General features: G+C 50.8%; 15 protein-coding genes. 14 read left to right on the forward strand and 1 reads right to left on the reverse strand.

From position 1 onward, the window contains the following. Positions 1-156 precede the first annotated feature (156 nt). Complete coding sequence (locus tag DWX68_RS09385) at positions 157-564, reverse strand: ATP-binding protein (RefSeq protein ID WP_118629205.1); 408 nt, start codon at positions 562-564, stop codon at positions 157-159. On the opposite strand from DWX68_RS09385, the gene DWX68_RS14540 reads away from it, so the two are divergent. The 14 genes from DWX68_RS14540 (at position 539) to DWX68_RS09450 (ending at position 21,976) form a co-directional block, all read left to right on the forward strand. Beyond that, on the forward strand, positions 539-718 hold the full coding sequence (locus tag DWX68_RS14540) for a hypothetical protein (protein WP_118471376.1): 180 nt from the start codon (positions 539-541) through the stop codon (positions 716-718). The two genes, DWX68_RS09385 and DWX68_RS14540, sit on opposite strands and share 26 nt — an antisense overlap. A 265-nt stretch (positions 719-983) precedes the next feature. Beyond that, positions 984-1,493 (forward strand): heme-binding protein, encoded by a 510-nt coding sequence (locus DWX68_RS09390; protein ID WP_107000644.1) that lies wholly within the window; start codon positions 984-986, stop codon positions 1,491-1,493. A gap of 259 nt (positions 1,494-1,752) precedes the next feature. Beyond that, a complete protein-coding gene (locus DWX68_RS09395; protein WP_118629218.1) occupies positions 1,753-6,582 on the forward strand; it encodes a cytidyltransferase-related domain protein in 4,830 nt (1,609 codons plus the stop codon). Between the two features lie 66 nt (positions 6,583-6,648). After that, positions 6,649-7,905, forward strand: coding sequence for a lactate dehydrogenase (locus tag DWX68_RS09400; RefSeq protein ID WP_118629207.1), 1,257 nt, complete (start codon positions 6,649-6,651; stop codon positions 7,903-7,905). 36 nt (positions 7,906-7,941) lie between these two features. Further along, the gene (locus DWX68_RS09405) at positions 7,942-9,090 is read left to right on the forward strand and encodes an NAD(P)H-dependent oxidoreductase (protein WP_243027677.1); all 1,149 of its coding nucleotides are present in this window, start codon (positions 7,942-7,944) and stop codon (positions 9,088-9,090) included. Between the two features lie 307 nt (positions 9,091-9,397). Further along, on the forward strand, positions 9,398-10,678 hold the full coding sequence (locus DWX68_RS09410; protein ID WP_107000642.1) for an ATP-binding protein: 1,281 nt from the start codon (positions 9,398-9,400) through the stop codon (positions 10,676-10,678). After that, the gene (locus DWX68_RS09415; protein WP_117796260.1) at positions 10,679-11,524 is read left to right on the forward strand and encodes a DNA-binding domain-containing protein; all 846 of its coding nucleotides are present in this window, start codon (positions 10,679-10,681) and stop codon (positions 11,522-11,524) included. 154 nt (positions 11,525-11,678) lie between these two features. Further along, positions 11,679-12,866: a sodium/glutamate symporter gene (gltS, locus tag DWX68_RS09420; RefSeq protein WP_118469477.1), complete on the forward strand. Its 1,188-nt coding sequence runs from the start codon at positions 11,679-11,681 to the stop codon at positions 12,864-12,866. Between the two features lie 435 nt (positions 12,867-13,301). Next, entirely contained in the window at positions 13,302-14,654 is a 1,353-nt protein-coding gene (gene gdhA, locus DWX68_RS09425) for an NADP-specific glutamate dehydrogenase (RefSeq protein WP_118629209.1), read from the forward strand. 276 nt (positions 14,655-14,930) lie between these two features. Continuing rightward, complete coding sequence (locus DWX68_RS09430) at positions 14,931-16,079, forward strand: TAXI family TRAP transporter solute-binding subunit (RefSeq protein WP_233430208.1); 1,149 nt, start codon at positions 14,931-14,933, stop codon at positions 16,077-16,079. A 41-nt stretch (positions 16,080-16,120) separates the two neighbouring features. After that, complete coding sequence (locus tag DWX68_RS09435) at positions 16,121-18,118, forward strand: TRAP transporter permease (protein WP_182426688.1); 1,998 nt, start codon at positions 16,121-16,123, stop codon at positions 18,116-18,118. Positions 18,119-18,428: 310 nt separating this feature from the next. Then, positions 18,429-19,343: a S1 RNA-binding domain-containing protein gene (locus DWX68_RS09440; RefSeq protein WP_118629211.1), complete on the forward strand. Its 915-nt coding sequence runs from the start codon at positions 18,429-18,431 to the stop codon at positions 19,341-19,343. Positions 19,344-19,414: 71 nt separating this feature from the next. Continuing rightward, a complete protein-coding gene (locus tag DWX68_RS09445; protein WP_337411586.1) occupies positions 19,415-20,146 on the forward strand; it encodes a GTP pyrophosphokinase family protein in 732 nt (243 codons plus the stop codon). 12 nt (positions 20,147-20,158) lie between these two features. Beyond that, on the forward strand, positions 20,159-21,976 hold the full coding sequence (locus DWX68_RS09450; protein ID WP_107000637.1) for a glycerophosphodiester phosphodiesterase family protein: 1,818 nt from the start codon (positions 20,159-20,161) through the stop codon (positions 21,974-21,976). Positions 21,977-22,010 lie beyond the last annotated feature (34 nt).

Consider the following 22,010-nt stretch of genomic DNA (forward strand, 5'->3'; position numbering starts at 1 on the left):
AATAATATTGATAATGATTATTATTTATATTATGCGTCCTGACACGATGAAAGTCAATCTTTTTTCAAGGATTTCCGTGAAAAATTTTACTATGAAAATTCTGCCGCCGATTAGGCGGCATGGATTCAGGGATGCCCAATGCGCCTGCCAGAGCTTTCATTTGTGGGGCACACCTGACTGCCAGGCGCATGAAGGTTTAGCATCAAAGTTCAACATCACAGATGCATAAAAGATCCCGTCCTCATACCGGAAATCCACCAGACCCTGGTACCGCTCGGCGATCGAACGGATGGAGGCGGTTCCCGTGCCGAAGCCGTCATGTTTGGTCGAGCGGAACCGCCCATTTTCCTCGATCGGCGGATGGCAGCAGGTGTTGTCAACGGCGATCACGATGTGACCGGCATCCTCCTGGGCGCAGATGCGGATAAACGGCGCGCTGTCTGTACATTCCCGATAGGCGTCGAGGGCATTTTCCAGAAGATTGCCGAAGATCGAGCAGAGCTGTGGCTCACCCAGCGGGAGAGAGGACGGAAGCTGGATGCGGACCGAAAAATCGACCGACATTGAAGGTCTGGAAAAAATGCTGGAGGGTGCGGACGGGACGAAAACCGATAAAAACTGGAAGGAAGTCAAGGTCCGCTGGGTGCTGGATGAGACATTTAGTGAGAAAGATACATACGAAGGAAAAACACCGGGTATCTATCTAAATACCTTATGAAGCCGAGTCAAAATGAAATTCCAATGTGTTTACAGCTGTATTCATGAAAAAATATAATGAGCGCAGGAGAAAAGAATGCGGCTGCGAAGCAGACATATTCTTTTCTTGCGCCATTAACGAACGAACAGCCATGCGAAGCAGGGCGGTAGAGCGCGATAGCGCGGGTTCGTGAGTGGACGGGTGAGAATACGTATGATATAATGAACCCTGGGGGATCATAACCTGATTCACAAGGGGAAAACAAACCGACACAGGAGGGGAACACATGAAGAATTTCTACACCGAAGAACAGTGGAATGAGATTCTGAAACAGCAGGAATCCGTACTTCGCTACGACACATTTACCCGGAAACAGGCGCTTGAGCTGGGGCTTTTGATTGCAGAGATCACGGGGGAAAAATATCACGGTTCGGTCGCTGTCCGCATCGTGGAGGACGAGACGACCGTCTTTGCCTACAAGATGGAGGGCGCGACGCTGGAAGCAGACTGGTGGATGACCAATAAGCTGGCAGCATCGCGGCTCACGGGGATGAGCTCGCTGCGGGCGCTGACGGCATCGAGAGCCGGAGAACTGGAAGCATCCTGGAAAGTGCGCGAGGAGAACTTCTTCGTGTGCGGCGGCTGCATCCCGGTTTTCATGAGAGATGGAAGCCGTCCTTTTGCCTATGTGATGGTATCCGGCATGGAACACTGGGACGATCATCAGGTGATCGCGGATGCGATGGCGAAACAGCTGGGGGTTGAGATTCCGGAGGTTCAAAAAGAGCAGCCATAAAATGATTGACTTGTAAAAATAAAGACGTTTGCAGAAATGGAAGGTAGATGAGCTATCTGCATTTTTGTAGGCGTCTTTTGTTGTTTTACTGTGCCGTATGGCGATGAATTATCCGTTATTTTGTATAGCGCACTTCCCCACCAGGTGGTATAATTCTAGTATTATAAAATTTTAGATTCAAAGAACATTTGCAATGATTCAGATGTTTTCTGCATAGCCGGGAACCGTCTGAGGCAGCCAGAGAATGCGAGGAATGTGGATGAGTAAAAAAGAGGTACGTCAGGCGGCGGCGGAACTGGCCGAGCGCCTTTGTGAAAAAGACTTTTTAGACCGGTCGGGACTGAGCCGGAAAAATGTCATGATGCTCATGAACAAGGAACACTGGGAGGAGCAGTTTGCCCATATTTTCCCGATCAAAAAGCGGATTTCCTGCCGGGCGGTCTACGAGATCTGTGAGGAACCCTTAAGCCTTTTAGGGCATGAGCCGGAAGAGGGCTGGATGAAGTTTACCTACCAGTATGTGTGCCATATTCTCTACCCGGATGCGGAGTTTAAGAAGGAAAATGCCGCTTTTTCCGCCGGTGCGGAGTTCTATCTGGCAGTGCTTCAGTTCGTGTTTGACCGCGAGCGGGCGGTGCTTCCGTACAAACCGATGGAGGACTTTGCATTTTTGGATGATGAGGAAGCTTCAAGCTTTGAGTGCGCGGCAGAATACAGCCGTTTCAAGAAGTTTTTCGCACAGGAATACATCTATGAGATGATGCGCCTCAATGCGGAGGTGACGCCGTTTCGGACGCTGGAGCACATCGCGGGCGTGCATTATGTCGCGATGACGGTGGCACGGGGGCTTTACGCGGCGGGTGTTCCGATTGATCTGACGCTGACATCGGGGGCAGCAGCAGGTCATGATCTCGGCAAATTCGGCTGCAAGCCGAATGAGCGGGTTCCGTATCTTCATTACTATTATACAAACCAGTGGTTCAACAACCATTCGATGGAATACATCGGCCATATCGCGGCGAACCATTCGACCTGGGATCTGGAACCGGAAAACCTGTCGGTTGAATCCCTGGTGCTGATCTATGCCGATTTCCGTGTAAAACAGAGCCGCGGCGATGACGGGCGCGAGATTACCTACATTTCTAATCTGGATGAGGCGTTCAACGTCATCCTCTCGAAACTCGACAACGTGGACGAGGTCAAATTAAACCGTTACCGCTTTGTTTATTCCAAACTGCATGATTTTGAGGATTATATGCGGTCTCTCGGTGTGGATGTGGATTTGAATGGACACCCGAAAAAGCCGGAGGTGCTGCCGGATATTTCCCTTCGGAATGCAGAGCAGACGGTGCAGTCCCTCGTTTTCATGGGTATCGAGCATAATATCCGCGTTATGCATCAGATGGGGGCGGAACGCCAGTTTGGCAATCTCCTCGAGGCGGCGCGCAGCGAGAAGGATTGGAAGAGTGTCCGCGCATACTTAAACATTTTCCGTGAATATTTTACATACACAAACGACAAACAGAAAGAGCAGACGCTGGGCTTTTTATATGAGCTTCTGATGCACCGTGAGGGCGACATCCGCGCGCAGGCGGCGAGGCTGATCGGACACGTGATCGCGCAGTTCAACGCCGGTTACCGCAAGGAGCGCCCGGCGGGCATGCCGGATATTGCCGAGGAGCGTGTGATGGAGATCTGGAAGCAATATCTGGAAATGATCATCCGACCGGATCACAAGCTGATGCTGCAGCAGAAACGGCGCATCCGTTATCACCTGAAAAATGTGCTGGCATCGGTGGTTGATCATGCGACGCCGGGGGATCTGCGGGAATTTCTGGAGGCATTTCTGGTTTGGTATGACCGGGCAAAGGAGCTGGATCCGGGCGAGGCATTTTCCCTGCTGGATACGGTGCATTTCATGCCGTTTGATAAACTGAGCGAAGAGGAACTGGGGAAAATCGCAAAATTTGCCCTGATTGAGTCGCAGAGCGGGGAACCGGATGTGCGGATCGCATCGTGGCGCGCCTTCAAGCTTCTGACGGCGTACCAGCCGGATCATCCGTGCTGTGCTGAGATCGGCGTGTGCGTGAGGGCGGCGCAGGTTGAGGACAATATCACGATGACCTTCCTCAAATACCGCGTGTTAAGTAACCTCGGAGAGGACACGGCGAGAGAACAGGAACTTTTGTATGACCGCGACGTTGTCTCCGATATTTTCCTGGATAACCTCAAAACAGCGACGCCGTGGGTCATCAAGTCGGCCAATATCAAGCTGCTCGTCGATCAGATCGCGCATGGTAAACAGGAACATATGCTGCATATCGCAGCGCATCTCTCAAACCTTGTAAAAGTCAGCGAGCACGTGATCGTGCGCCATGATGCCGGAACCGCCCTGCTTCGCATCATCGGGCTTCTGACACCGGATCAGAGAAATGAGATCGTGGTTGAGCTGATGAAGGGGCTGGAAGTCGGTGAGTACGAATTTTCTAAATATATTCCGCAGTATCTGGGGCAGGCGGCGCTGTGGCTGCCGCCGGAACAGCTGGAGGAGATCGTTTCCTACCTGCATGGCATGATGGCAAATGCAAACGACCAGATAGTCTCGGTTGCGCTTGATACGGTCGGCGTGCTGCTGGAACGGTATTCATGCTACCCAGAACGCTTTGCGGAGGAAAAAGAGGTATGCGAGGAACGGCGCGGACGTCTGCTTGGCATCCTGCTCAGCGGTCTGGCGAATTACCGCGAGTCGGTGCGCCAGGAGGCGATGCTGGTGCTGGGGCAGACCGTCTTCGGCTCATCCTGGATGGAGTGCCGGGAGAAAAAAGAGCTGTTCGCCCTGTCCTTCCGCAAGATGCTGTTCTTATTCAATGAAAATAAGGGAAATGAGCTGACGGCATTTTATCGTGCGGCGTCCCTTTCTAATATTTACCGGTTCATCACGCAGTACCATATGACCGAGGGCAATTTAGAGATCAAAGAGCGGAACCAGGTGGCATTCTTCCCAGGCACATTTGACCCGTTTACGCTGTCACACAAGGAGATTGTCCGCGAGATCCGCGACCGCGGCTATGAGGTGTTTCTGGCGGTCGATGAATTTTCCTGGTCGAAAAAGGCGCAGCCGCATCTGATCCGCCGTCAGATTGTGAGTATGTCGGTGGCGGATGAGTTCCATGTGAACCTGTTCCCGGATGAGATTCCGGTCAATATTGCCAATCCGGCGGATCTGAAACGCCTGAGAGAGGTGTTTTCCGGAAAAGAGCTGTATATCGTGGTCGGCAGCGATGTCATTGCCAATGCCTCTTCTTATAAGAAGAAACCGGTCAAAAATTCGATTCATTCGATGAACCACATCGCGTTCCGCCGCGTGGGTGATGTCAAGTCGGACAATAAATACAACCGTCAGATGATGGATCAGATCAGCGGCAAGGTTGTGGAGCTGGAGCTTCCGGAGCATCTGGAGGACATCAGTTCGACGAGAATTCGTGAAAATATCGATCTGAACCGGGATATTTCGAACCTGATTGACCCGTCTGTGCAGGAATATATCTATTACAATGGCCTGTATCTGCGGGAGCCGGAATATAAACCATATATCCGTGCGCGTGCGATCTCCTATGAGGAGGTGGAAACGCCGGATGAAATGCTTCTGGCGGAAATTTCGAATTTTGTTCTGCAGGACGAAGAAGATCGGGAGAACCTGTTGAATTCGATGAAGGAGTCGGGCGACCGGCTGCTGCTTCTTAGGAATACCGTGCAGGAAAACCGGCTGGTCGGAGTGGCACGGCTTCGTTATCTGGCGCCGGATGAGCTGTTTGCCGTTCTGGGACAGGTCAGTCTGGCAGATCAGGTGCGCCGCCATACCTACGGTGAGATTCTTCTGATTTCGGGTATCTATGTCGAGCGCGACCCGATGATCAACGACGCGGAACAGCTGCTTTTAACCGAGGCGATCGCACGGTCCTTTGAGTATAAATGCGGCTATGCACTTTTCTTCCCGGCAGACGGCTACTGCCCGGAGCGCGTGCTGTCGGCGGTGGTCCGCCAGGGCTTTGTGAAGGCGCCGGAATCCCCGGAAGACGCGCCGCTCTATCTGGTCGATATGCATGCGCCGCTTGTATTAGTGCAGAATCTGGAAACAACGTTAAAAGAACCATTTTCCAGCAATCCGCGCGTTCTGGATGCGATCTACAAGGCGCATCGGGAATTGCAGATGGCGATGACGCGCTTCTATCCGGGACAGCTGGTTCTTTCGATGTCTGCGAGCGTGATTTACCATCGTCTGGTGGAACGGATCACGGCGTTAAATGGTGTGCCGCGTGACCCAGTGACGCCGAGACGCCTCGGCGGGGCGATGTGCGTGCCGTTCGGCAAGATCCTGCGTGGAAAAGTTATTCCGAATACGGTGACGAAGACGCTGCATACGGATAAAGTGTACGATCCGGAGCTGAAAGAGAAGTCGATCGAAGCATTCCCGTACTATTCGCCGCTGCGAAGCCAGATCAAGGCTATCAAGTCCTTTGACCGCCCGGTGATTCTGGTGGATGATCTGCTGCATCACGGCGGACGTTTCGAGGCATTGGAACCGATGCTGCGCGAAGAGGGCGTGGAAATCAAAAAATTGGTGTTAGGTATGATTTCAGGCTACGGACGCGACACGATGGCGACGAAGGGCGTGCCGGTAGACAGTATTTATTATATTCCGAATCTGCGGAACTGGTTTGTTGAGTCCACACTGTACCCGTTCATCGGAGGCGATACGGTGCGCCGCGATACCGTGAAGGTGGCGGGACTGACGCCGTCGATCAATATGATCCTGCCGTATGCCGCACCGCCGGTACAGGGAAGTACGCCGGAAGCCGCGTTTGAGTTCTCCGCGTGCTGCATCCGCAACGCGCGCAACATTCTTCTGGTGCTCGAATCCGAGTACCGGGCGCTGTTTGCGAGAAACCTGACCTTAAGCCGCTTGTCTGAAGCGGTCATCCTGCCGCTCTGCCCGGATAAAGGCGAGTGTGTCAGCTACGATCCGAATCTGGCAGCGTCGGTGTATCTGGAAAATGATTTGGAGATGCTGTATCGGACGCGGAAGTGAGAAATTATGTCAAATAACGCAAAATAATATCATATAAGATATCAAAAAGAGCAGGGGGTATACAATATGTACTATTATAAAATTGGAGATAAAATCTGTTGTTCCTTCAATGGAAATTTATCATACGAAAAGGCAGAAATGCCGCACCCGGGCACGCCGCTCACATTCTTATTCGAGCGCGAGCCGGGAACCGGAAGAGATTCTTTTAAGGTAAACTCGCCGCTGCTTTTATTCCAGGAGGCAGAGAATGTTTCCTGGCTGAGCAGCCGGAAGCTGGAGGTGCAGGCGGCAAACAAGAATTGTGAGCTTGACGAGGCAGTCAAAGCCGCGATCGCTCAGGGCGTGATGCGCGCAGTCAACCGCCAGCATCCGGATTTTGAGGCTATTTTGGCAGAAAAACCGCAGAAAACGAAGAAAAGAGTCCATGTTCTGGCGATCGGCGATGTCGGAAGTACGCTGTTGACCGGGCTTCATCTTCTGGGCGGCGACTGCATCAGTTCGATCGGCATCTGTGATATTTCCGATAAAGTGACCGCACGCTGGGAATTTGAGGAAAACCAGATTGCCTACCCATGGTCGTATGACGCGCTGCCGGAGGTCGATGTGGTAAAACCGGAAGACCTCTTCCAATGCGATGTATTTGTATTTGTCGCTTCTAAGGGAATCCCGCCGGTTGGTTCTGGCGTCAAAGATGTGCGGATGTACCAGTTTGAAAATAACTCCAAGATCGTTGCGCAGTATGCAAGACAGGCGAGAGCCGAGCATTTCAAGGGCTTATTTGCCGTTGTCTCCGATCCGGTTGACCCGCTGGCAAAGACGGCATGGCTGGAGAGCAACAAGGACGAAAACGGCATCCTTGATTTAAAGGGACTCCGCCCGGAACAGGTACAGGGCTTCGGACTCGGCGTTATGAATGCGCGCGCGGCTTATTATGCGAAGCGCGACGGGCGGTTTTCACAGTTTTTGATTGAGGGGCGTTCCTTCGGACCGCATGGACAGGATCTCGTCATCGCAGATTCCATTGCAAATTACAACGATGCGCTTTCAAAAGAACTGACCCAGCTGACGGTAACGGCAAACCTGCATATGCGTGCGATCGGTTTCAAGCCGTTTATCGCACCGGCATATTCCTCCGGCGCGATCTCCCTGATTCTGATGATGCGCGGCGAATGGCACTGCGGTTCCGTATTCATGGGCGGCATCTTCATGGGCGTGAAAAACCGTTATACTGAATACGGTCTGGAAACAGAAATCCTGCCACTGCCGGATGCGCTGTATGAGCGGATTGTGACGGCGGAGGAAAATCTGAAAAAGATTGTGTGATTGATGAGTTTTATCGCAGGAAGGAAGCGAAAATAAATGATTCATTCAAATTCAGAAGGAGATATCTATATAGAAGAAATGCCTCTCCTCCTCGTCCATCTGCGCGAGGAGGAAAAAGGCGCGGATGCGCGCCTTTCGGAGGTGTTATCCTATGCGCTGGACGGCTACGCCTACGAGACAGCGACGGAAATCAGTGCTTTTGAAGATTATGTAAACCGATGGAGGTGCCTGGAGAAGACACAGAATCAAAAAAATCCAGTCCAGGGACGTATCCTGTTTGCCGTGCCGCTTGGCACATCTGGCATCAACCTGGAGCTTTACCGTCTGATTCGTTTCCTGCGGGAACATCCGGATTTTCTGAACGGTTTTGTCGGCGGACTTTTGGTGGACAGTGAAAATGACCTCTATTCCAAATCGGCGGCGAAGGATCTGGTATTTGCCGCTAACTGTGCGGGCTGCGCGTTCGTGGGACGCCCGCTCGTCGAGGGCACGCGGACACTTTCCAATTACACGATCGTTTCCAATAATCTTGGAACCGATCTGATGGGGGCATACCGCGAGAGCGCGGCGGGGCTGGTCAAAGAAGTACTGGGAACGGATTGCGTCAGGAAAAAATGTCCGAAAGTATTGGTATTGCACGCGTCAAGCCACAAGACCTCCAACACCTATGCGATCTGGAGCCGGGTGAAAGAACAGCTCCCGGAGATGGAGATAAGGGAGATAGGGCTTCGAAACGGTACGCTTTCCGACTGTGCCGGATGCCCTTACAAGATGTGTCTGCATTTTGGCGAGCAGGGAAGCTGTTTCTACGGTGGAGTGATGGTCGAGGATGTCTATCCGGCGGTCCGCGAGGCGGATGCGATCGTGATGCTCTGTCCAAATTACAACGATGCGCTGTCGGCAAACCTGACTGCGTTCATCAACCGCCTGACTTCGCTGTTCCGGACGACGCGGTTTTATGACAAAGCGCTGTTTGCGGTGGTTGTGTCGGGCTATTCCGGAAGCGATATCGTGGCTGAACAGCTTATCGCGGCGTTAAATATGAACAAAACCTTCTATCTACCGGGGCAGTTTGCGATGATGGAGACGGCAAACAATGCCGGGGCAGCGATGCAGCTGCCGGGGATTGAGGAGCGGATGAAAGCGTTTGCGGAGAGAATCCGGGAGACGTTATTATATAGGTAAAGAGGGGTTATAAGCAGGGCAGCGTCACTGGGAGAGTTTGTAACTGTTCACAGGTAGGAATTTTTTGAACTGAAAATTCCGTACGATACAGTTCCGGCAGCAGATTTTGCCGATTTGGAATGCGTAGCATCGGCAAAATCCCGTTGCTGGGCACACGTGTGTGAACAGTAACGAGAGTTTCACATCTGCTATAAAATTCTTTACAGATTTCACGAAACTAAGTATACTATATGAATATGTAAAAACTGTTTTACTCAGGCTAAAGGCCATGTGAAATCGTACCGTTTAAAGAGGGAGAAAGGCAGAAATGAAATCCTGGAGACGAACATTAGCGATAGGTTTTATCATAGCGATAACTTCGCAGCTTTATTGGAACGTATTTGTCAACAATTTCCGTGTGTCAGCGTCGGTTATCCTGCTTCCGGTGCTGATTATGACAGTCGGAAGCCAGATTCACACGATGACGATCTGTACGGTGACGTCGATCATTGTTTTTTTATTCCGAATTGTGATATATTATCTGCAGGGAATGCCATCCGAGATGCTGGTACAGCTTGCGATGCCCGGAGCATTCTTTTATATCGTGTACGGCATGATGTTCAAGCTGCAGATCCGGAATAAACATATCGCGAATCTGGAAAATGTGATTGCGGCGGCATTTTTCTGTGACTTATGCTCGAATATATTCGAAAACTTCCTGGCGGCGCTTCTTAAAAACAATGCGATGCCGGGACCGGATATAATTCAAAAGCTTTTTATGATCGCTGCAGTCCGCACACTTTTTGTGGCACTGGCACTGATCGGAGAACAGCAGTACCGGCTTCTTCTTACGAAAGCGGATCATGAGAGCCGTTATCAGCGGTTATTTCTTATGACAACGGGACTCAAGACTGAGATTTACCTGATGCATAAGAACACCGAGGAGATCGAGCGCGTCATGAGCAATGCATACAAGCTCTATGAGCAGATTCTGGAAAAGGATCTTCCACGGGAAATGCAGCAGATGGGACTTGAGATAGCGCGGGATGTCCATGAGATCAAGAAAGATTACATCCGCATCATTCAGGGCATTGAGGAGGCGATCGAGGAAGAGTCGAACGAGGAAACGATGAGCCTGCAGGATCTTCTTCGGATTCTGGAATCATCCACCTACCGGACCATGGCGGAGAAAAAGCTGGATATCCGTCTGATGTTTGACTGCCGGGACAATTTTATGACGCAGGAACACTACCAGCTTATGACGATTCTCAAAAATTTGGTAGGAAATGCGGTGGAAGCGATCGAATCGACGAAAAAAAGTGGGATGATCTGGATTCGGGAGTACAAAAAAGATGGTAATTATGTGTTTGAAGTAGCGGACGACGGACCGGGAATTTCAGAAAAACATCTCCCACGGATTTTCAATATGGGATATTCAACGAAGTTTGATGAAAAAACCGGCAATATATATAGAGGCGTCGGGCTCTGCGGTGTGAAAAACGCGGTAGAGGAGCAGTTTGAAGGTAGTATTTCAGTGGATTCGGAAGAGGGAAGAGGAACGAAATTCCATATTGAGATACCGATAGCGAAATTGGAGGAAATAGAGTAAATGGAGATTTATATTGTTGAAGATGATATGTCAGTGATCAGCGTCCTGCAGGATATTATTGAAGATAATGATCTGGGAATCGTCTGCGGAACTTCAGAGGGACAGCCGGCGGATGTGGATGATATCCTGGCAAAGAACCCGGATATGGTTCTGATTGATTTTCTGATGCCGGAAAAGGACGGTGTTCAGGTCATGCGTGAGCTGCGGGAAAGAGGCTGCAAGGCAAAATGCATCATGATTTCCCAGGTGGCGGCGAAAGAATTGATCGGCAAGGCATACGATGCGGGCGTTGAGTTCTTCATCAGCAAGCCAATCAATATCATTGAGGTAAAATCGGTCATCCGCAATGTGGATGAGCAGATCAAGAATGAGAAAACACTGACGAATATTAAGAAAATGTTCATGGCAGAGATCGCGGATATGCCGAAGGAGAAGAAAAAAGATGACGGTTACGGCAGAAAGGTGCTTTACATTTTAAACCGTCTTGGCATGTCCGGCGAGAAGGGCGGCGACGATATCCTTCGGATCTGCGAGTATCTGCACAACAACGGACGCCCGATCTCCCAGGTCAGCATCGGTCAGCTCTGCGAGCTTTTGAGCGATGCGCCGAAGAACATGGAGCAGCGTGTCCGCCGTGCGATCGCGGTCGGCATGTCGAACCTGGCACATTTGGGTATTGAGGATTTCATGAATGAAACCTTTACTGCATACTCCAGCACCCTGTTCCCATTCGAGGAAATCCGGGCAGAGATGGATCACATCCGCGGTAAACGCCGTTACGGCGGCAAAGTCAGCATCAAAAAGTTCATCGACAGCCTGATGCTGGCGGTAGATCGTGAGGTATAACGGGTAGATTTACAAAACTTTCCAATCTGTTTATCATAAGTTAAAAAAATGTTATAAAAATTTTATGTTTTTATGATGGATCTTGTAGTTTTTTGTCGGGGCTACAGTATTATACACTTGCGAGCAAGAAAAAAAATAGGTTGGAGGTAGTTGTATGAAGACAATCGAGCTTGATATGTATCAGGCAACCGCAGTTGCGGCACTTGTACTGTTACTGGGACGTGTTCTGGTAGCTAAAATTTCTATTCTTCGTCGGTATTGTATTCCGGCACCTGTAGTTGGTGGTTTCCTTTATGCAATTGTTCATACCATCGTAAGAGGCATGGGCATTCTGGAAATTTCCTGCGACATGACACTTAAAAACGTATTCATGGTAGCTTTCTTCTGTAGCGTAGGTTTCACAGCATCCTTCCGTATGCTGAAGAAGGGCGGCGTTCAGACAGTTGTATTCCTGGCTCTGTCAGCTGTTATGGTAATTCTTCAGAACGTTCTGGGTGCTGGTCTGGCAAGCGTATTTGGTCTGGATCCTCGTCTGGGTCTGGCAACCGGTTCCATCCCGATGGTAGGTGGTCACGGTACTGCTGGTTCCTTCGGACCGTTACTTGAGGAATTAGGCGTAGCAAATGCGAGCGTTGTAGCTATCGCTTCCGCTACTTATGGTCTGGTTGCAGGCTGCGTAATCGGTGGTCCTATTGCAACTGCTAAGATCCGTAAGTACAAACTGTCCGCAGTTGCTGAGGCAGCTACTAAGACTGAGACTGTAGAGACAGATGAGACTGGTGCAATCGATTCCGCTAGAATCCTTGATGGTCTTCTGTACTTAATCGTTGCTATCGGTGCTGGTACTATCGTATCCATGTTCCTTGGCAAGTTTATGACATTCCCGTTCTACATCGGCGCAATGTTAGTTGGTGCTATCATCCGTAACATCATGGATGTTCAGAACAAAGAGATCCCGATGGAAGAGATCAGCACACTGGGCGGTGCTTCCCTTTCCGTATTCCTGGGTCTGGCTATGATCGATATGAAGCTGTGGCAGTTAGCTGAGCTGGCTGTACCGATGGTAGTTATGCTTCTTGCACAGACAGTACTTATGTTCTTCTATGCAAACTTCGTTGTATTCAACGTACTTGGCAAATCCTACGATGCTGCTGTTATGACCAGTGGTTTCTGTGGATTCGGTATGGGTGCTACCCCGAACGCTATGGCAAACATGCAGGCAATCACCGGCGTATATGGTCCGGCTCCGACTGCATTCATGGTTGTTCCGCTGGTAGGTTCCTTATTCATCGACTTTGTAAACGCAACTATCCTGACAGGATTCATCAGCTTCCTGGGCTAATAGATGCGAATTTCAAGAGGTCTGCTTTTCGGCAGGCCTCTTTTTTTGTGTAATAGGAAATTCCTTGGAATTCCCTATTACACAAAAAGGCGCTAACGTGCCAATGATGCGCACTCACACGAAGCAGAAATATGTTGCAAGCGACCGCGCGAGGCGCCCGAATGTGCTTTGGCACATTCGTTGTCCATCCCCGGGTTATAATCAGGAATAATATAACTCCATAAGCAAATAATAATAACATCTATAACACTATTTTTATTTGATTCTGACGAAGAAATGATATATAATACAATATAGAAACAGAAAAGTTCACAAAAACAATTTGGAACCAGAGGGAATTATGTACAAGATTGATGAAACCATCGTCAAGTATTTGTGGTAACCATAGTTCAGTGAACTATTCAAACTTATATACATATCAGGAGGTATTATCCAATGAGCAAGTATGTTGACAGAGTTCTTGCAGAACTCAAAGAGAAAAACGCACATGAAGCCGAATTCCTTCAGACAGCAGAGGAAGTATTATCCACTCTGGGTCCGGTTGTAGATGCACATCCGGAGTACGAGAAGGTTGCTCTTCTTGAGAGAATGGTTGAGCCGGAGAGAACTATCGAGTTCCGTGTACCGTGGGTTGATGACAACGGTGCTGTTCATGTAAACCGTGGCTATCGTGTACAGTTCAACGGCGCTATTGGACCGTACAAAGGAGGCTTACGTTTCGCTCCTTCTGTAAACCTGTCTATCATGAAATTCTTAGGCTTCGAGCAGACTTTCAAAAACAGCTTAACAACCTTGCCGATGGGCGGTGCTAAGGGTGGTTCTGACTTCGACCCGAACGGCAAGAGCGATGCAGAGGTTATGAGATTCTGCCAGTCCTTCATGACTGAGTTATATCGTCACATCGGACCGGACGTAGATATCCCGGCTGGTGACCTTGGTGTAGGTGCTCGTGAGATCGGTTACCTGTATGGCCAGTACAGAAAGATCCGTGGTGCATTCGAGAACGGTACTATCACTGGTAAGGGAATGTCCTTCGGTGGTTCTCTGGTACGTCCGGAAGCAACTGGTTACGGCGCTGTTTACTATGTAGAAGCAGTTATGAAACATGAGAACGATGACATCAAAGGCAAGAGCGTTGTTGTATCTGGTTTCGGTAACGTTGCTTGGGGTATCTGCAAGAAACTGGCTGAGCTGGGTGCTAAGGCTGTTACCCTGTCTGGTCCGGACGGATACATCTACGATCCGGAAGGTGTTGTAACTGAAGAGAAGATCAACTACATGCTGGAGATGAGAGCATCTGGACGTAACAAAGTTCAGGATTACGCAGACAAGTTCGGCGTACAGTTCTTCCCAGGTGAGAAACCGTTCGGCGTTAAGGCTGACATCGTTATGCCGGCTGCTACTCAGAACGACGTTCGTATGGAAGAGGCTCAGAAGATGGTTGCTAACGGCCTTAAGTACTACATCGAGGTTGCTAACATGCCAACTACCAACGAAGCTCTTAAGTTCTTAATGGAGCAGAAGAACATGGTAGTAGCTCCGTCCAAGGCTGTTAACGCAGGTGGCGTTCTTGTATCTGGTCTTGAGATGAGCCAGAACAGCGAGAGATACAGCTGGACAGCAGAGGAAGTTGATTCCAAACTTCATCAGATCATGACTGGTATCCATGATGGTTCCGCAGCAGCTGCTGAGAAATACGGCTTAGGCTACAACCTGGTAGCTGGTGCTAACATCGTTGGTTTCCAGAAAGTTGCTGACGCTATGATGGCTCAGGGTATCTGCTGGTAGTCAGTAGTTCCCCATACCATATGGAGTGAATGTATAAGTAATATAATTGCATAACGCAGTTACATAAAGAGACTGCTGATTCGGACAACCTGGCGACAGGAAGTCCGGCTCAGCGGTCTTTTTTGCGTAATAGGAAATTCCTTGGAATTCCCTATTACGCAAAAAGGCACTAACGTGCCAAGGAATAATTCTTCCCTCCCACACATAAAATAGTAATGGTAATTTTTGACAGTCTATCTAAGACGTAAATGTTCAAGCAGGGAGGAGAATGAGAGAATGAGAAGAACAAAAAAGACGAAAAAAACGAGAATGCAGGGACACATGGCAGTAGCAATTTCCATGGCGATGGCGGCAGGGCTGGCGCTGACGGGATGCGGCAGTACCGGAACGACAGGAGTATCGGCAGAGACATCTGCGGGAGGTAAAAATGAAGCTGGGAGGAATACTGCCGGTAACACAGCAGGCGGACAGGAAGAAAGTCAGAGTGGGGCTGGCGCTGCGCAGGTGACAGACACGAAAAAGGGCGGAAAGGATGGCGGAACCAGCCTTATTTTCACGACGGGAGGCGATCAGGGTACATATTATGGATTTGGCGGCGTGCTTGCAGGAAAGATAGGGGAATCGACCAGCACTTCGGTGACGGCGATCACATCGGGCGGTTCGCAGGCAAATATCGAGGCGCTGGATGCACATGACGCGGATTTGGGATTTGTGCAGTCGGATGTCATGGCATATGCCTACAATGGTACGAATCTCTTTGAAGAATATGGAAAAGTTGCTGATTTCTCGACCGTGGCGGCGCTCTATATGGAGCAGGTGCAGATTGTTACGCTGGATCCGTCGATTCAGTCGGTAGCCGATCTGGAAGGCAAAAATGTTTCGGTCGGCGCGGCGGGGTCAGGCGTCTATTATAATGCGGTGGATGTGCTGGGAGCATATGGATTGGATATCGAAAAAGATATAAATCCGACGTATCAATCCTTTGGGGACAGCGCAGAGGCGCTGCAGGATGGCAAGATTGATGCGGCATTTGTCGTAGCGGGTGCACCGACGACCGCAATCACCTCCCTGGCAGCGACGAAGGATGTGTATCTCGTCAGCCTGGACGATGAGCATATGGATCAGCTGATTAAAGAATCGCCATATTACAGCAAAAACACGATCCCAGCGTCCGCGTATGGAACGGATGAGGATATCAGGACGGTGGCTGTCGGTGCGGTAGTAGTGGCGCGCGATGACGTTCCGGCAGAGGATATCTATAACTTCTGCTATGGCGTCTTTGAAAATATGGATTCCATCAAGGCGGCGCATGCGAAGGGAGCGGAGCTGAACCTTGAATTTGCCACTTCGGTCACAGCGGTTCCGTATCATCCGGGAGCAGCGGATTATTTCGCAGAGAAAGGGATGGAGGTGCCGGTGAAATAAGGGGGAAACCCAGAAATGAAGTATGAAAGGGGGTTATACGAATGGGTGAATGGAAGGAAAAGAAAAACAGGGCACCAGATCTAAAATACCTGGAACGTGAAAGCCTGAAAAAGGGCGATTCGGACACAGGGACAGCTGCGGATGTTGAGTTAGTCATGAAAAAATATGACCGCGAGTCCAACACGCGCGTCTGGCAGGGGAAACCAGCATCGATCATCCGGTGGCTGTCGGTATTATTTTCCGTTTACAGCATTTATGTGACGCTTTTCAGTACCGCCTTGCCGGAAATCCGGTTGTCGATGTTTCTGGGAATGATTCTGATTCTCGGGTATCTGCATTATCCGATTCAGAAGGGAGACGGACGCATCAACCATATGCCGTGGTACGACTGGGTTCTGATGGCAGTGGGGGCGGTTCCATTTTTCTATTTTGCGGCGAACGCGCATGCGATCATTAAGCTGGCGACGCGGGTCACGAAGAATCCGGTTATGGTGCTGATGGCGATTCTGGCGGTGCTCTCGCTGATGGAACTTTGCAGGCGTTGTGTGGGAATCCCGATTCTCTGTGTAGTCGGTGCACTGCTTGTATATACATTTGCGACGGTGCGTTTTGGAAAGGTTATTTATGATTTATTTTACACGACGAGCGGAGTTATGAATACGCCGATCAATGTCTGTGCAAAATATATTGTGGTCTTCATCATTTTCGGGGCGTTTCTGGAACGGACGGGGATCTCGAATTTTTTTATCGACCTGGCGAACTGTCTCTGCGGTTCCTCGGCGGGCGGTCCGGCGAAGGTGGCGGTTATCTCCTCGGCGCTCTGCGGGATGGTATCGGGATCTTCGGTTGGAAATACTGTCACAACGGGTTCGGTCACGATCCCGATGATGAAAAAATGTGGTTACCGCCCGGAATTTGCCGGAGCAGTGGAGGCGGCTGCTTCGACCGGCGGGCAGATCATGCCGCCAATCATGGGCGCGGCAGCATTCCTGATGGCAGAATATATGGGCGTGCCGTATGCGACGGTGGCGCTGAAAGCGATTCTTCCGGCAGTGCTGTATTTTGCGGGTATTTATATCGCAGTGCATCTGGAGGCACAGAAACTGGGACTTCGTGGAATTCCGCGGGAGGAACTGCCGCAGATGCGGGTGCTGATGAAACAGATCTATCTGCTGGCACCGTTGATTGTGCTGGTGGTGCTGGTATCGACAAATACATTTACGATGCAGTTTTCTGCGTCGGTAGCGATCTTTGCCGCGATTGCGGTCGGTGCTCTGAACCGGAATAACCGGATCACGCTGAAAAAGATTGTGGATGCGCTGGAGGCAGGCGGACGCGGCACGATCACGGTGGCGGTTGCCTGTGCGATGGCGGGGCTGGTGGCTGGATGTATCACATCGACCGGTCTGGCATCGAAGCTGATCACGGCAATTGTGGCAGTTTCCCAGGGAAAACCGCTGATCGCGCTGTTCCTGACGATGTTATGCTGTATCGTGCTTGGCATGGGCGTTCCGACGACGGCAAATTACTGTATTATGGCGGCGACCTGTGCGCCGATTCTGATTGCACCGGAGATCGGGATCAATCTGGTCTGCGCGCATTTCTTTGTTTTCTATTTCGGAATCGTGGCGGATATCACACCGCCGGTGGCATTGGCAGCTTATGCGGGTTCCGCGATCGCGAAAGCGCCTCCGATGAAAACGGCGCTCAATGCGACGCGGCTGGCGGTTGCCGCTTTTATCGTGCCGTATATTCTGGCATTTAACCCGGCGATGGTATTCATCGACACGAATGCACTGCAGGTTGTGCAGATCTGCATCACCTCGCTGCTCGGTATCTTCGGGATTGCGGCGGCGCTTAACGGTTTTCTGTTTGGATGGCTGTCCGTTGTAGAGCGGCTGGTTTTGATCGTGGGCGGTCTGTGCATGATGGATCCGGGCGCATGGACGGATCTTCTGGGACTTGTGTTGGTTGGCGGTGTGACATTCTGGCAGAAGAACCATGGATTGGAGAAAGATGCGGAGACGGGTGTTGGATGAATGAATTTGCATTGCAGTTTACATAACGTGTAAACTGTGATGTGAAGTGTGTGTAAACGTAGACCGCACAGGCGCAGGCATGTGCGGTCTTTTGTGGCATAGGAAACTTCGGGCGGTTTCAGCAAGGTATGTTTTTTGTTTCCGGTGGGATGTTTGCAAACCAGAGGCTGTGAATCGGGCGGTAGCGAATCGATTTTAAGATAATTTTCACAAATTCACTCTGGAAATATCGGGTGGAATATGGTTAAATAGTCAATAGAGTTTTGCCACCCAAAAGAGTGTAGAAGGAACGGAAAGGAGAAATACCAGGATGGATGAGAATAAAGAGTTGGTAGAGACAATGGAGGACTATGCCGAGGAGCTGGAGGCGTCTTTCAAGCGTCTGCATGAGGGCGATATTGTGACTGGCACGGTTGTTGCAGTGACGGACGACCAGGTGCTGGTGGATTTGAAATATTTTGCTCAGGGCGTGATTGACCGTGAGAATCTGAGCAATGATCCGGATTTTAATATGAAAGAAGAGATTCAGCCGGGCGACCTGCTCACGGCAACGGTAAATCAGACCGACGACGGCGAGGGCAATGTCGTTTTATCCCGCAAGGAGGCGAATGACAGGATGACGTGGGAACATTTCCGTCAGCTGCTTGATGAGCGCACACCGCTTGAGGTTACTATTTCCGAGGTCGTAAACGGCGGTGCGGTTGCGATGGTGGAAGGCGTGCGCGGCTTTATACCGGCGTCGAGACTGGATGCAGCGTATGTCGAGGATCTGGACAGCTGGAATGGAAAGAAGATTCCGGTGCTGGTGATTGAGGCGGATGAGGAGAAGAAACGTCTCGTCCTGTCCGGCAGAGAGTTGGCGAGAGAAAAACAGGATGCGGAGAAGAAGAGCCGGATTGCGCGCTGTGAGACCGGCGCGATTATGGAAGGAACGGTCGAGACAATCAAGCCATACGGCGCGTTTGTTCTGCTGGAAAATGGCTTAAGCGGACTGGTACACGTTTCCCAGATGAGTAAAAAGCGCGTGGAGAATCCGGGTGCAGTCGTAAAGGTGGGACAGAAAGTGACGGTGAAAATCCTGTCTACCGCAAATGGCAAACTAAGCCTCAGCATGAAAGAGGTAGAGCCGGACGAAGCGCCGGAAGAGGAAGTATTTAATTATCATGAATCAGGCGAGGCGACAACCGGGTTTGCCGAGCTGTTAAAGGGCTTTAAATTTGACTAAATAGCAGTAAAGGAGAGGGAAAATTGAATATCCCTGAGACGTATAATCAGCTTGACCAGTGGACGACAGTCATGTTTCTGTACAATTCTGCCCTGAAAGCGATTAACACGAAAATTGAAATTTTAAATAACGAGTTTATTCATTTATATAATTACAATCCGATCGAGCACATCAAATCGCGCCTGAAAACACCGGAGAGTATCGTCAAGAAGCTTAAACGCGGTGGATATGAGGTGACGATCCCGAACATGATTGAGCATCTGAGCGATATTGCGGGCATCCGTATTATCTGCTCGTTCAGTCCGGATATTTACCGGATCGCGGAGATGATCGCGCGTCAGTCGGATGTGACAGTGCTGGTGGTGAAGGATTATATCAAGAATCCGAAGCCGAACGGCTACAAGAGTTACCATATGGTTGTGACGATCCCGATTTATCTAAGCGATGGTCCGGTAGATACGAAGGTGGAGATCCAGATACGGACGATAGCGATGGATTTCTGGGCAAGTCTGGAACACAAGATTTATTATAAATTTGAAGGAAATGCGCCGGATTATCTGGAGCAGGAACTGAAAGCCTGCGCGGATATGGCGGATATGCTGGATAATAAGATGTTTTCCCTGAATCAGGCGATCACGAAGATTGCGGAGGAACAGGCGAAGGAGAAGGAAGCTGCGAAAGTGGCGGAGGAAATGAAGAAAGCAGAGCGGGAGGATGTGCCCGCGGGGAACGAGCAGGAGCCGAAAGACGGGAAACGGAGCGGGGAAGCTGCGTCCGGGAACCGGAAAGAAGCCGGAGAGTAAGAGACGAAGAAAATGAAGATACGCAGGCGGATGGGTGAGACAAAGCAGATTGTTCAGGTAAATGGGGGGAATATTCTGCTGTTTGAGCTGGCTTTCCGTTTGCTCACGCTGCCGCTTCTTTTGCAGGCAGTGGCGGCGCTGTTCCGGCTGTCGGTGCGCGCGTCTGGCTACAGTTATGTGACGGTCAGCAATCTGGTTTCCTACCTGCTGCGGCCGGTTACGATCGCGATTCTGGTTTTGATGGCAGCGATCCTACTGGTGGGAGTTTCCATCGAGGCGGCGGGACTTCTGGCGGCATATCAGGCGGCGGCACTCTCGCGGAAAATGAGCGCTTTTTCGATGTTTGCGGCAGGCATCCGTCTGACGGTATCAGAGATCCGAAAGCGGAATCTGAGGTTGTTTCTGGTGCTGGCGGTTCACGGCCTGGTGCTTCATTCATTTTTGATTTACCGTATGTTATGCCATGTGAAGGCGGTCAAATTTATCCTTCCGGCGCTTCTGGCGGAGAACTGGGGGCGGCTTTTACTGGTTGGCGTGATTGTTGGCGCGGTTGTGATTTCACTTCCGACGATTTTTATCTGTTTTGGCTGTATGCTGGAGCAGCGGTCGTTTCGGGGCGGATTTCTGCGAAGCAGGGAGCTGCTGCGCGGTAATCGGGTACAGGTAGTTGGGACGCTTGTTTTGTGCAATCTGGCAGTTACGGCGGTAACGGTGGTGCTCTATCTGATTGCGGTTGTGATTGTGGCGGTGTTTGCTGTCTGGTTTGCGGACCGGCGTCTGGAATTGATTCTGGTTTTAGAGGCGCGCGACCGGATCGAGATGGTTTTGATGCCGCTCATGAGCATCGCGCTGATGTCGGTCAATTATGGCGCATTGACGGTGTTATATGTGCAGCTGGACCGGAAACGTCAGAACAAAGAGCGCTGGAAGTTTGAAGCTGGCGAACATGCGGGTCTTCCGTGGATGAGCCGCCGCAACCGGATGGCGGCGCTGGCACTTCTGACGGCATTGAGCGCCGGAGCAATGTACGACGCTTTTTACCGGGGCAATGTGCTGGCGGCGGATCAGCTGAGGGAAGTGCAGCTCACAGCGCATCGGGGCGCATCGACGAGCGCACCGGAGAACACGATGCCTGCGATGGAGGCAGCGGTCGATCAGATGGCGGATTTTGCAGAGCTGGATGTGCAGGAGACGCGGGATGGTGTGCTGGTATTGTTCCATGACAGCACTCTGGAGCGGATCGACGGGACGCGGCGGACGATCCGATCGCTTTCCTGGGATGAGCTGCAGCAGGTAGATGCCGGTGGCTGGTATTCGGAGCAGTACAGCGGGACGCGGATTCCGAAGCTGGAGGACGTTATCGAATATGTCAGGGGACGGATGATGCTGAACATCGAGATCAAATATGCCGGCGCGTCGAGCGATCTGCCGGAAAAGGTCGTGGACTGTATCCGGGAGAATGATTTCGTGGAACAGTGCGTCGTGACATCGACGAGTCTTTCTTATTTAAAGCGGGTGAAGGCGGCGGATTCGGATATTTATACGGGCTATATCCTGTCGGCAGCATATGGAAGCTATTACGAGGATGATGCGATCGATTTTATCAGCCTGATCTCCAGTTCAGCGAACCGGAAGCTGGTCGAGCGCGTCCATGCCTGTGGTAAGGAGGTTCATGTCTGGACGGTCAATAAAAAGAGTGAACTGGAGCGAATGAAGATGATCGGCGTCGATAACATCATCACCGACCGGCCGATCCTGGCGCGGGAGGTCATTCTGGGCGAGGAAAATGCGGAGAATCTGCTGGCGCGGCTGAGGGCGCTGCTGCGGTAAAGAAAGATTACAGGAAAAATAAAAATCAGGAGAA

Source organism: Clostridium sp. AF20-7 (assembly GCF_003479275.1).
Classification (GTDB): Bacteria; Bacillota; Clostridia; order Lachnospirales; family Lachnospiraceae; genus Otoolea; species Otoolea fessa.

Bases quoted from the DNA above. Each gene is read 5' to 3' on its own strand.
- DWX68_RS09385 (WP_118629205.1), bottom strand. From the start codon at position 564: ATGTCGGTCGATTTTTCGGTCCGCATCCAGCTTCCGTCCTCTCTCCCG.
- DWX68_RS09410 (WP_107000642.1), top strand. From the start codon at position 9,398: ATGAAATCCTGGAGACGAACATTAGCGATAGGTTTTATCATAGCGATA.
- DWX68_RS09405 (WP_243027677.1), top strand. From the start codon at position 7,942: ATGATTCATTCAAATTCAGAAGGAGATATCTATATAGAAGAAATGCCT.
- DWX68_RS09430 (WP_233430208.1), top strand. From the start codon at position 14,931: ATGAGAAGAACAAAAAAGACGAAAAAAACGAGAATGCAGGGACACATG.
- DWX68_RS09440 (WP_118629211.1), top strand. From the start codon at position 18,429: ATGGATGAGAATAAAGAGTTGGTAGAGACAATGGAGGACTATGCCGAG.
- DWX68_RS09390 (WP_107000644.1), top strand. From the start codon at position 984: ATGAAGAATTTCTACACCGAAGAACAGTGGAATGAGATTCTGAAACAG.
- DWX68_RS09445 (WP_337411586.1), top strand. From the start codon at position 19,415: ATGTTTCTGTACAATTCTGCCCTGAAAGCGATTAACACGAAAATTGAA.
- DWX68_RS14540 (WP_118471376.1), top strand. From the start codon at position 539: ATGCGGACCGAAAAATCGACCGACATTGAAGGTCTGGAAAAAATGCTG.
- gdhA (WP_118629209.1), top strand. From the start codon at position 13,302: ATGAGCAAGTATGTTGACAGAGTTCTTGCAGAACTCAAAGAGAAAAAC.
- DWX68_RS09415 (WP_117796260.1), top strand. From the start codon at position 10,679: ATGGAGATTTATATTGTTGAAGATGATATGTCAGTGATCAGCGTCCTG.
- DWX68_RS09435 (WP_182426688.1), top strand. From the start codon at position 16,121: ATGGGTGAATGGAAGGAAAAGAAAAACAGGGCACCAGATCTAAAATAC.
- DWX68_RS09395 (WP_118629218.1), top strand. From the start codon at position 1,753: ATGAGTAAAAAAGAGGTACGTCAGGCGGCGGCGGAACTGGCCGAGCGC.
- DWX68_RS09400 (WP_118629207.1), top strand. From the start codon at position 6,649: ATGTACTATTATAAAATTGGAGATAAAATCTGTTGTTCCTTCAATGGA.
- gltS (WP_118469477.1), top strand. From the start codon at position 11,679: ATGAAGACAATCGAGCTTGATATGTATCAGGCAACCGCAGTTGCGGCA.
- DWX68_RS09450 (WP_107000637.1), top strand. From the start codon at position 20,159: ATGAAGATACGCAGGCGGATGGGTGAGACAAAGCAGATTGTTCAGGTA.